This is a genomic window from Bacillus sp. AR2-1 (assembly GCF_008368755.1).
Taxonomy (GTDB): domain Bacteria; phylum Bacillota; class Bacilli; order Bacillales; family Bacillaceae_G; genus Bacillus_A; species Bacillus_A wiedmannii.
The window spans coordinates 419,612-432,079 of the sequence record NZ_QORY01000001.1 but is presented as its reverse complement, the minus strand read 5'-3'; the positions used below and the strand labels follow the sequence as shown (position 1 = coordinate 432,079).

At 36.8% G+C, this 12,468-nt stretch carries 8 protein-coding genes and 1 pseudogene; 6 read left to right on the top strand and 3 right to left on the bottom strand.

Annotated elements, in window-relative coordinates; translation table 11 throughout:
• The first annotated feature begins 57 nt into the window (after nucleotides 1–57).
• Both DT250_RS02225 and DT250_RS02220 read left to right on the top strand, forming a co-directional pair.
• Nucleotides 58–3,420: a tubulin-like doman-containing protein gene (locus tag DT250_RS02225; RefSeq protein WP_046957761.1), complete on the top strand. Its 3,363-nt coding sequence runs from the start codon at nucleotides 58–60 to the stop codon at nucleotides 3,418–3,420.
• A gap of 57 nt (nucleotides 3,421–3,477) precedes the next feature.
• Entirely contained in the window at nucleotides 3,478–3,612 is a 135-nt protein-coding gene (locus DT250_RS02220) for a hypothetical protein (protein WP_001116178.1), read from the top strand.
• 79 nt (nucleotides 3,613–3,691) lie between these two features.
• Here the strand turns inward: DT250_RS02220 and DT250_RS02215 are convergent, their stop codons facing one another.
• From DT250_RS02215 to DT250_RS02205, 3 genes and pseudogenes are all read right to left on the bottom strand, one after another.
• Complete coding sequence (locus DT250_RS02215) at nucleotides 3,692–4,825, bottom strand: Ger(x)C family spore germination protein (RefSeq protein WP_149212428.1); 1,134 nt, start codon at nucleotides 4,823–4,825, stop codon at nucleotides 3,692–3,694.
• Nucleotides 4,826–5,923, bottom strand: coding sequence for an endospore germination permease (locus tag DT250_RS02210; RefSeq protein ID WP_149212427.1), 1,098 nt, complete (start codon nucleotides 5,921–5,923; stop codon nucleotides 4,826–4,828).
• Nucleotides 5,920–7,459, bottom strand: a pseudogene (locus DT250_RS02205) (spore germination protein). Before DT250_RS02205 ends, DT250_RS02210 begins: the two are co-directional and overlap by 4 nt.
• A 296-nt stretch (nucleotides 7,460–7,755) precedes the next feature.
• On the opposite strand from DT250_RS02205, the gene fdhF reads away from it, so the two are divergent.
• The 4 genes from fdhF to fdhD all read left to right on the top strand — a co-directional run bounded on the left by fdhF (nucleotide 7,756) and on the right by fdhD (nucleotide 12,464).
• On the top strand, nucleotides 7,756–10,695 hold the full coding sequence (fdhF, locus tag DT250_RS02200) for a formate dehydrogenase subunit alpha (RefSeq protein WP_149212426.1): 2,940 nt from the start codon (nucleotides 7,756–7,758) through the stop codon (nucleotides 10,693–10,695).
• Nucleotides 10,696–10,707: 12 nt separating this feature from the next.
• Nucleotides 10,708–11,190 (top strand): helical membrane plugin domain-containing protein, encoded by a 483-nt coding sequence (locus tag DT250_RS02195; RefSeq protein ID WP_149212425.1) that lies wholly within the window; start codon nucleotides 10,708–10,710, stop codon nucleotides 11,188–11,190.
• 115 nt (nucleotides 11,191–11,305) lie between these two features.
• Nucleotides 11,306–11,650, top strand: a complete 345-nt coding sequence (locus tag DT250_RS02190) for a Na-translocating system protein MpsC family protein (RefSeq protein WP_000039582.1) — start codon at nucleotides 11,306–11,308, stop codon at nucleotides 11,648–11,650.
• 16 nt (nucleotides 11,651–11,666) lie between these two features.
• A complete protein-coding gene (fdhD, locus tag DT250_RS02185; RefSeq protein WP_097907361.1) occupies nucleotides 11,667–12,464 on the top strand; it encodes a formate dehydrogenase accessory sulfurtransferase FdhD in 798 nt (265 codons plus the stop codon).
• Nucleotides 12,465–12,468 lie beyond the last annotated feature (4 nt).

Sequence of the window (12,468 nt, the reverse complement as noted above, 5' to 3'; positions counted from 1 at the left end):
GGGAGTCTTATCTTTCTCCCCTCTTTTCAAACAAGCAAGAATAGGAAGGTGGTTCACATGACGTTACAAGTTCCAACGATATTAATTGGTTTAGGTGGAATCGGTAGTACTGTGACACATCAAATATATGAAAGGCTACCTGAGGAGCGCCGAAAAAAGGTAGCAATGCACGTATTTGATACAGATGTGAATACATTGAGTAAATTTGATCATATTCGAAAGTTTAAGACGCAAACGAGTTCTAGTAAAACGCCAAGAGAGTATATTGCAGGAGATCCAACGATTCCAGAGTGGTTTCCGATGGACCCGACTATACTTGATAAACCACTGACAGAAGGGGCAGGACAGTTACGCGTCATTTCCCGTTTAGCGTTACTTGCTGCGATGAAAGAAGATAAATTGACATCCTTTTGGCAAGAAATCGAGAAGATTTTTCCGGTTACAAGCGATCAAACGGAGTATGGAGTGCGTGTCATTATCGTAACATCACTAGCGGGCGGAACAGGTTCAGGGATGTTTCTACAAATTGCATTATATTTACGTGAAATGCTTCGGAAAAAACTGCAGCATCACAACATTTTAATACGTGGTGCGTTTTTAATGCCGGATGTTTTAGTTAAGACGAGAACGGTTAGTGCGAAAGAGTTTGAAACGGTGCAAGCAAACGGCTATGCCTCGTTAAAAGAATTACATGCCATTACACTCGGTTCCACTGGAGAATTATCAAAACGTGGCGGTGTGACGATTGAATTAGAATATCGACCTGATCAAGTAGATGAAGACGGAAGAACGAATCATACGATTAAACAACATCATTTACCATACAATTATTGTTTCCTATACGATTACGAAAATCTACATGGACACCATCTGCACAATTTATCAGATTATATGGAGCAAATGGCAAATACGATTTATTTACAGTTATTTAGTCCGATGTCTGCAAATCATTTTGCACAGGAAGATAATCAAATTCAGCAATTAGCAGAATCAAGTGGGAAAGGACGATATTGCGGGGCAGGAACGGCAAAGATTATTTATCCGTATGAGCACGTGTTAAAATATTGTGCTTTAAAATGGGCTGTGCAAGGTTTAGATGAGTCTTGGCTGCATTTAGATCAACTGTTTCAAGAGAAGAAGCAAAGATATGACCAAGACGTCAAACGCGGGATGCAACGTGAAAAGCCAGAGCGTGGGAAAAGTTATTTAGAAGACTTAGAACATCTTGCTACCCGTCCAGAACAGGCTCATATTTTTTATAGACAAATGTACAATGAAACGCGTGAAGGAGCAGAGGGCGGTAAGGTCGGTGTTGCGAAATCTAAACTGTTTTTAGAGGCTGTAGAAAGTTATGTACAGCGTACGGTGCAAAAAGATGAGGAATTAAACCGACTGCAGCACGAGTGTAAAATTTCGGCTGCTAAACTGAAAATGATGGAGCAAATGAAAGGTGAAGTAGCAAGGGTAGATCATGCGGTTCGTTTATATGCGTATGCGATTCCGAGCCGCGTACATGAGCATGTAACGACACTATTGTATGACATGATTGAATCAGACCGTTTTGCACCAAGTGGTTCTGAAGGGCAGTCCTATCAATTAAATACATGGTTTTTAAAGAAAACGGATCCTGTTCATCCAGTATCAGCTCGTTTTATGTTGTATGAAATTCGAAAGCAGTTAGTCGAGAAAATGAATCGACTACATGAAAATAATGAACAAAAGCGTAATTTAATTCAAAACTACGATAAGAAATTTAATGTGAGTAATATTGATGGAACGGTAACAGCTGTTCGCCGAGTAGAAATCGCGCAGCAACAAGGCTGGTTTGGAAAAATGATTAATAATCAGCAGCGTTTGTTTAAAAAAGAATTTGAAGATATTGTAACGCAGTATGTACACAAATTAAATGAGTATCGCAAAGAAATGCTATTAGAACTCGTTTATCAATCGCTTTATCAAGCAGTTAATAAAATGATTCAATATTGGGAAAGGTTTTTTGATAATTTACACGAAACGCGTGAAAATTTATTGTTTGAAATTCAAAAACGAAGCAAGGAATTTGAAGGGAAAACAAACCCAACGAATGTATACGTATTAGCTGAAGAGAAGTTGCAAGAAAAGATATGGCAAGATATGCAGCAACATTTAAATTTGGGAGTATTACCGAAAGATATATCTGCGGAAATTTATATGAGTTTATACGGGGAATATTGCCGGGATGCAAAAACAGAAGAGATTCAATCGAAAAAAGTAGAAGATTTTTATCGTGAGCACATACTAAGTTATTGCTACGATGAATTACAAATACGCTATCGTGATAAATTAGAGCTGAATATCGTTGAGGCGTTACGAAAAGAGGCAGATTATAAGAAGCGTGATCGTGATGAATACGTCCGTGAAAAAATTGAAGACTTGTTCCATTTAGCAAGTCCATTCGTTCCGAAAGTTTCCCATCATAGGGAATTACAATATTGGGGTATACATCCATCTTTAAAGAAAGAATTGCAAGAGGAATTAATTCAAGAAATGTTTAAAGAAAAAGATACAGTACATGAAGCTTTTTCGCCATTTGAAGTCATTTGTTATCGTGCGCATTACGGTTTATCACTACAAGACTTTCCTAAGCTGTCGTCTGGACATATTGCAAATGGATTTATGAATGATAAAGGTGATTATTTTCAGTCTTACTATCGCCGTGTGAACAAGTTGAATAGTAAAAAATCTAGTTTAACGCCGCATTTAGATAAATATTGGCACTTGCCAGCTTTCATGCCAGACTTAAATGCAACGCAAACGAAGTTGGATTACGATAAATGTAATCGCGCTCTTCTATACGCGTATATGTATCGTTGGATTAGTTTAGTTGCTGTTGATGGCCAGTTCGTGTATCAATATAACGGTGTTGGACGTAGCTTCTTAATTCAGTCGATGGGAAAAAATATTTCAAGTGAAAGTTACAAATTACACAGAGCATTGCTTCATAATCCGTTTATTTATGAAAACATCTTGTCCAGATTTGAAGAAGAACAAGAAAAAGCTATGATACAGGGCGGACATTTATATACACATCCGTTCGTATTAGGTGCTCAAGATATTAGATGGCTTCGTAAAGAGCATGTCCATAATATTTTAGATATGATTTTAATGTATGACCGTGAAGCAAAATATGATCCAACGTTAGAAGAAACTTCTGATGAATTATTAAGATTATTCCTTGACGAAATTGAGTTATATTTCCAAAACTATTACGGTACAGGTGCCGATATGGTTGCAAAGAAAGAGAAAGAAATGTTTATTAAACAATTGTGGGATCGTTCGTACGCGAAAGGTTATGTAGATCCAAATAGTGCTCCTTATAAAAAGTGGCAAAATTTATTAAGCGTTCATGATGAAGAAGAAACGCCAAAAACGAATGTATAATGAATGAAAAGGGAATCCTTAAAAGTGGCAATACAACTTTAGAAAAGAGGGATTCCGATGCCGTTTTTAGGAAGTGTATATCAAATATTTGGATTGTATCCAGAAATTTATTATGGAATGATTTCAGCCGAACTTGCGGAGCAGCAAAGATTGGAACAGGCGGAAAACGAAGAACCAGAAACAGAAGCGTAACTGTATAGGAAGCTTCAAAATAAAAATGATAACACGCTACTTACTCTTTGCACGTATAAGAGCAAGTAGCGTGTTTTTTTTATTTAATAATCCCGTTCTCTAAAATTTTAATAGTAGGTGCTACTTTCACATTAGACTTTGAAAAGGCACTCGGCCAATCGTCTTCAACCGTTTTCCATTCTTTATATTGAAATGCTCTCGCATAATCACCAAACCCGAATGGATCAAGTTGCTGTTTTTGAATTTTGTGGATTAAATCGTTTAAATCTTTGTTTAGTTGTTTTGTAATAAGTGAAGTTAATTTCTTTCTACCTTTGTCTATATCCATGTTGAATGTAAGTTCAGATACGGAAACTTTAAAATTCATTGCAATATTAAATTTGAAGTGGTTATCGTTATAGCCTGTGTGAATGTCACGATTCATGCTAAGAACATTTATTGTTGCGAAGTCGTCGCCGTCTGTATCTTTTAGATGACTATTACTTTCAACTGAATTAGAAGGGATTTTCAGTGTAAGTGAAACGGGTATATTCGCTTTATTTTGTAATAGAAGAAGGGCACTTTCATATCGATTTAAAGACATTTTATAGATTCCGCGAGAAGTTAATAATGCAGAGCCGGTAACGAGAATATCTTTTTTACCTTTTTTTATTTGTGAGATAGCAGGTGTTATACCTTTATTAAAAGTTTGCCTATGGAATTCATGGAATGTCGTAAACGCGGTTCGATTGTATAGTTTGTTCGTATTAATTAAATCTGTTAAATATTCAGGAAGTGCAGGCTTATCTTTAAAATTATTATATATAACTGAAGAGATTGAACCGTCTACTGCAACCATGCGCATATTTCCAGTATTTTTAGGGTCGCGATACCAAACATCAAGGTAAGGCATAGCTCCTTCTTGTTTTAAAAATTTCGTACTAAATAAAATGAGTTGTAACTTTTCTGTAGATACTAAACCGCTACTTGAACTATTAAATGTTGCTTTTGCTTCTCGAGGGGTATGTACTGTCGCTTCATGAGTTTCGTATTTTTTCTCCACATCTTCATTAAAAATAGGGTTTACGTGGTATACAATTAATTTTCCTTTTGCTTTTGCATCAAACCCGTAAATTAATGAAATGGATTGTTTTTCTAAGTCAAGCCGATCTCCTCCACATCCTGTTAAAAAGGTTATGAGAAAGCAAAATATAGTGAAAATAAAGCGTCTCATTTAAATTTTTCTCCTTTTCCAATGCTGATAAAGTGTCATGTATAAGAGAAATACGACTGGGAATAGAAAAACGATAAAATAACTTGCAGTTCCCCAAAATTCCCGCAATGCACTTATTTGATACGAGGATGGGATATAAAAAAATAAAACGAAAACACACCCGAATAATAAAAACCAAACAGGTAATGAACTCCCTTTTTTGTTAAGTAACTGATTGATTCCATCTGAGGCAGTAAAAATATAAGGAATGCAAGAATCAAAAATAATGAAGAGATAAAATGACAAAAAGATAATTTCAAACCGTTCCAGAAATGAAAAGTGAAATGGTGTAACAAGAGAAAGAGTGGGCCATAAAAACTTAGTTATACCATCTGGGCTAAAATAAACGAAAGAAACGAACGTAACTTGCAGGTAAACGAATAAAGTAATCATATTTGCAATAACGATTCCTTTTTTTGCAGATGATTTATTACTGAGATAAGGATAAAGGACAAATGCAAACTCAAATCCGAGAAAGACAATAATAGTTGATTTTACTGTGTTGAAAACTGGTAGCCATCCCTCTTTAAGGAGAGGAAGAAGATAAACCCAATGCCCGTCTTTAAGTGGGATAAATAATAGCAATGGCATCCAGAGTGTAAATAAGACAGTAAAAACAGCATAGCGGCTAATAATAAGAACACCTTTACATGCGAGCATAACCATTGGGATAGATAATAACATCATGATTAAAAACATTGGAGATCTAGGTAAAATCCAAATGTGAATAACGTATAAGAGGGAAAAAATTAAGGATACAGCTGCAAGAACAGCATATAAAATCCAAAAAATCATTCCTACTCTTCCTAGCCACTTCCCAAGATAACGAGTTAGCACATCAAGTAAAGTATACCCGGGATGTTTTTCCATAATTTTTACAATACATAGACTGACTAAAGTAGTGATAGCGCACCCTATTATAATAGACATCCAGCCATCTGTATTCGCCCCTTGCGCAACTTCACGTGGCAGTGTAAGTACACCGAACCCTACTTGAACACCACTAATCGTTAAAATGTATTGAAATAAACTAATCTCCCTCTTTGCACGCTTTGTCACTTATCTTCCTCCGTTTCTTCTATATCGCGTTGTCGATTCTCTTGTTTTAAGTTAAGGGATAGTGGTCGTTTCTTCATTAGTTTCCATGGTAAACGTACAAGAATGTCTTTTAAATCTGAAGCAAATGACGGAGAAAAAGGACTACCATAAGGAACACCAAGTGATTCCATAGAAAGAATATGGATGATGATAACTGCCATCCCGACCATAATTCCAATGACCCCAAACAAAGAAGCGGTTATCATCATTGGAAAGCGAAGAAGCCGAATTCCTGCTGACATTTCCATGTTAGGGATGATAAAAGAAGCGACTGCAGTAATAGATACGACGATAACCATAACATTACTTACTATTCCTGCTTGGACAGCAGCTTGCCCAATGACAATCCCTCCTACGACTCCAATCGTTTGTCCAACGGGACCAGGAAGCCGAACCGCAGCTTCGCGGAGCATTTCAAGTACTAGTTCCATCAAAAGTGCTTCTAATATGGGGGGGAAAGGAATTTTAGCTCGAGATTCTCCAATTGTTAACAATAATTTAAGTGGAATCACTTCATAATGAAAGGAAATCATAGCAATATAAAGAGCTGGAGCAAATATTGCAATAAATAGTCCGGTAAAACGAAGTAGTCGTATGAAAGATGGAATCATTGGCCGGAAGCTGTAATCATCTATCGTCTGAAAAAAAAGATGAAAAGGTCATAGGTCCAATTAATACGCCGGATGAGCGGTCTACAACAACAGCAATTCGTCCATCCAAAATGTGATGGGCCGTTGTATCAGGGCGTTCGGTTATTGATAATTGCGGAAAGAGAGTATAGGAATTATCTTCAACAAAGCCTTCTAATTCTCCGGTAGTAATAATGGCATCCACTTTGATTGATTCGATACGGCATGCCATTTCTTGTACAACGTCTTCGTTTGCAACATCTGCTAAGTACAGCAAAAAAACCTTTGAAGTAGCTCGTTCACCAACAGTGAATTCCTTCACTTTCAATTCGCGATTTGGAATATATCGACGAATAAGTGCAAGACTGTCGCTCGCTACTTCATTAAATCCTTCGTGGGAGCTTTTTATAGCAGTTTCTGTTGTAGGTTCTTCAATACTTCTTTTTGGCGCCGATTGCGTATCTAGTTCTAATGCTGTAAGTTGTCCATTTATAAATAAAATGCTTTTACCATGTAAAAGGGAATGTTCAATGTCGGACCACTGCTGAACTTTCTTTATATTCCCGACTGTAACTGAGGATTCCCAACAATCAACTTCATTCCACTCTTTAAATAGGAGAGGTCGAAGAATATCAATGTTAATAACGGTTTTGTCTACAAGTCCTTCCATATATATAATTGCAGCTTCTTTTCCGTTTTTTAACGGAAAAGTACGTGTAATTAATTCTGGAATACCGCTAAAAAGTTTGGACAAGTGCTTTAGATTAAGGGAAAGAGAGGAAGATATAGATTTATTTAAAAGGTGATCAGCTTGTTCTTGTGCAGAGAAAGATTTTTCACCACGTATCCATTTATTAAAAGACCCCATTTGTTCGCTTACTCCTTGTTATGTTTTATATGGGTTATTATGGATAGTTCCGTGCTGACATATGCGTAGTTTAAATTTTATATTGTATATTTCCATCTTTAACGCTATAATTATAGTGTTAAAGATGGAATCGTGATATGACCTGTTATGAATCTATCGTTTTATTTATGAATAAATGGATTGGTATTTTAGCAAGATGTGCTAATAAACTACTCCACCATGATAATAACGTGCCGAAATGTGGTGCGTATATTTTCGTGGTGGAGTTTTTTTATTCTCAAAAAGGGGGAAAGACCATGAATAACAACATGGTTCATATTACAATTGACGGAAAAAAGTATACAGCGGAGCCTGGTTCAACGATATTGGGTGTTATTAATGAGAACGGGATTGAACATCCGCAAATTTGTTACGTGCCAGAAGTAGATCCTATTCAAACATGTGACACTTGTATTGTAGAGGTTGACGGAAAGTTAGTGCGCTCTTGTTCGGCAGTAGTGACAGAAGGTATGAACATTGAACGTAATTCTGCTCATGCCAAAGAAGCACAAACAGAGGCAATGGATAGGTTACTAGAAAATCATTTATTATACTGTACAGTATGTGACAACAACAATGGGAACTGTAAACTGCATAATACAGCAGAATTAATGGAGATTGAACATCAAAAATATCCTTATGAACCAAAAGTAGATGCAAGTGAAGTTGATATGACGCATCCGTTTTATCGCTACGATCCTAATCAATGTATTGCATGCGGTCAATGTGTTGAGGTTTGTCAAAACTTACAAGTAAATGAAACGTTATCAATAGACTGGGAAGCGGAACGTCCACGAGTTATTTGGGATGAAGGAGTAAATATTAATGATTCTTCATGCGTGAGCTGTGGTCAATGTGTAACCATTTGTCCTTGTAATGCTTTAATGGAGAAAACGATGCTCGGTGAAGCTGGATTTATGACGGGATTAAAACCAGATATTCTTGAACCGATGGTAGATTTAATTAAAGAAGTTGAGCCTGGATATAGCGGCATTTTTGCGGTATCAGAAGTGGAAGCGGCTATGCGTGATACTCGTACGAAGAAAACGAAAACAGTATGTACATTTTGTGGTGTAGGTTGTTCATTTGAAGTGTGGACGAAAGGGCGTAAAATCCTTAAAGTACAACCTTCTTCTGATGCGCCAGTTAACGCAATTTCTACTTGTGTAAAAGGAAAATTCGGTTGGGATTTCGTAAATTCTAAAGAAAGAATTACGAAACCTTTAATTCGTAAAAATGGAACGTTTGTTGAATCTACATGGGAAGAAGCACTAAATGTAGTTGCAAGTAAATTAGGATCTATTAAAGAAGAATACGGTAAAGATGCTGTCGGCTTTATTTCTTCATCTAAAATTACGAATGAAGACAATTATGTAATTCAGAAATTAGCTCGACAAGTATTTGAAACGAATAATATTGATAACTGCTCACGTTATTGTCAATCGCCAGCGACAGACGGATTATTCCGTACAATTGGTATGGGCGGAGATGCTGGAACGATTAAAGATATCGCAAAATCCGGTCTTGTTATTATTGTAGGTTGTAATCCGACAGAAGGTCATCCTGTTTTAGCTACACGTATTAAACGTGCGCATAAATTACACGGACAAAAATTAATTGTGGCTGATCTTCGTAAAACAGAAATGGCAGAGCGTTCAGACGTTTTTATTAGTCCAAAACAAGGAACAGATCAAGTATGGTTAATGGCTGTTACGAAATATATGATTGACCAAGGCTGGCACTTTCAACGATTTATTGATGAGAATGTAAACTTCTTTGAAGATTTTAAAGAGAGTCTTACAGAATATACACTTGATTATGCAGAAGAAATGACTGGTATTTCAAAAGAAATACTTATTCAAATGGCTGAAATGATTCGTGATGCAGATGGTACATGTATCCTTTGGGGTATGGGAGTAACGCAAAATACAGGTGGATCGGATACTTCCGCTGCGATTTCAAACTTACTGCTTGCAACAGGTAATTATCGTCGTCCAGGTGCTGGTGCATATCCACTTCGAGGTCATAATAACGTACAAGGTGCTTGTGATATGGGTACTTTACCAGGATGGCTTCCTGGATATCAGCACGTTACTAACGATATGGAACGTGCGAAATTTGAAATGGCTTACGGAGTGAAAATTAATAGTGAACCAGGTCTTAATAATATTGAAATGCTTCACGCAATTGATGAAGGGAAAATGAAAGCTATGTATCTTGTCGGAGAGGATATGGCTCTTGTAGACTCTAATGCGAACCACGTACATGAAGTGTTATCAAGCCTTGATTTCTTCGTTGTACAAGACGTTTTCTTATCTAAAACTGCTCAATATGCAGATGTTGTATTACCGGCAGCACCGTCTCTTGAGAAAGAAGGTACTTTCACAAATACAGAGCGTCGTGTACAAAGATTGTATCAAGTTCTTCCTACGCTTGGAGATGCGAAGCCAGATTGGTGGATTGTGCAGGAGATTGCGAATAAATTAGGTGCAAACTGGAATTATAGCCATCCAAGTGAAATTTTTGCTGAAATGGCAAGTTTATCACCACTATTCTCACAAGCAAACTATGAAGTACTTGAAGGGTGGAATAGTTTCCATTGGGGAAGTTTTGATGGAACGAATACACCACTTCTGTTCCAAGATGGATTTAACTTCCCAGATAAAAGAGCTCGTTTTGCGATTGCTGACTGGGTACGTCCAGCTGAATTCCCAGCGGAGTTCGATCTTCACATTAATAACGGTCGTATGCTTGAGCATTTCCATGAAGGGAATATGACAAATAAATCAACAGGTATTCAAACGAAAGTACCTGGTGTGTTTGTAGAAGTTTCTCCAGCACTTGCAAAAGAACGTGGAGTGAAAACAGGTTCATTAGTTCGTCTTGTTTCTCCTTTTGGAGCATTAAAATTACGTGCACTTGTAACAGACCGTGTAAAAGAAAATGAGTTATATTTACCGATGAACTCTACAGATAATGAAACAGCAATTAATTTCTTAACAGGTCCTGCTGTGGACGTACGTACGAACACACCTGCTTATAAACAGACGAAAGTGCGTATGGAAGTGCTAGAAGTTGATGGCGCAAATCCGATGCCAAAAGCGAACCCGCGTAACAAAAAACGTCATCCTCAAGCTGGTATTGAGGTAAATCGTAAGTGGGCACGTCCAGGGTATGTGCATTTAACGGATAAGTAGGAGGAGAAAAATATGGCTGCACCTATAAAAGTGATTCAAAAACAAGAATTAACTGAGGAAGAAATAAAACAGCAAAAATTAGATGATTTAAAAGAGCTTCTAGCTAATAATGAAGAAGCTTTAAATCAAATGTTTAATATTGTTGGGGAATTAAATGACATCGGAATGCTAGAAGCTGCAAATTCTATGCTAAAGGCGAAAGAACCGATCGCAAAGATTGTTCTTGGCCAAGTGACTCGTGAGCCTGTTACGAATTTAATTAATAATATGATGGGTGCTGCGGGTGCTTTAACAGAACTTGATCCGGGGCTTACGAAAAAGCTTATAGGTAGCTTATTAGTAGGACTAGAAGAAGGTAATGAACATCTAGAGAGTAACAAAAAAGTAGGGGTATTCGATCTTATGAAAGTATTGAAAGACCCAGACATTAACCGTGCTATCGGGTTTGGACTTCATTTCTTAAAAGGTATGGGGAAAGGGTTAAAAGACGAATAAACTTCATGAAGTGAACCTTTTCGCCCAAATGTTTGTACGAAATAGTTTGGGCGGAAGGATCATTTTGGTAAAATATATAATAAAGTAAAATGAGGCTTTTGGGAGGTATAATTGTATGTCAAAAAAAGTACATGAATTTAATGATATGATACGAAAACTTCGAAAAGAACTTTTCGGAAAAGGGCCAGAACGAATTCATACTGTATTTGCTGAAAATATGGCGATTGCAACCCTTTATGGAAACTTAACACCTACTGAAAAATTCATTTCAAGTACGATGGACGGTGCGGAAATGGTTCATATGGCTAGAACGAAAATGATTCAAGAAGTGTATGCTGCGAATTCCCGTGAACACTTGGAGGAACTTGTTGGAGCGAAATTAGTGAATTTATTTTCAGATATGAAAGTAGAAGAGGATATTGCAGTTTCGGTATTTGTTTTTGATAAAAATATAACGTGAGAGAAGGATACTGATCGTGAAACCGATACAGGTAGAAAGAGAAATCTTCCGTTATGAACAAGGGGCGTTTAAACATATAGAGGACAGCATTGTAACAGAGTTTCCAGTCACGATCAAAATGAACGGACAGGAGTTTGTTACAATGGTTAGTACTCCAGAATATATAGAAGACATGGTAATCGGGTTCTTGGCATCTGAAGGGATTATTCGGAAGTATGAAGATATTGATGACATATGGGTACAGGAAAAAGAAGGATTTGTACATGTAACAACGACAAAAGTAAATCCGTATTATGAAAAAATGCAAAATAAACGATATATTACTTCCTGTTGTGGTATGAGTAGACAAGGGTTTGTTTTTGCAAATGATGCACTAAGCGCTAAAAAAATGAATGGTGTCCATGTACAGGTTGCTGCAGAAGACTGCTTTCGATTAATGAAAGAAATGCAGCAATCTGCGGAGACGTTTCAACATACAGGTGGCGTTCATAATGCATCTTTGTGCGATGTGAATGGCATTATTTTAAGCCGAATGGATATCGGTAGGCATAATGCATTAGATAAAATTTACGGTTATTGTTTAAAAAATAATATTTCTATAAAAGATAAAATTATTGTTTTTAGTGGTCGTATTTCTTCGGAAATATTATTGAAAGTTGCAAAGATCGGTTGTGAAATTATATTGTCAAAATCAGCTCCAACCGAGTTGGCTTTGCAGCTAGCAGAAGAATTAGGTATTACTACGATAGGGTTTATTCGGAATCAATCCTTAAATGTATATACGCATCCAGAGCGTGTTATAAATATAAAATAAGTAA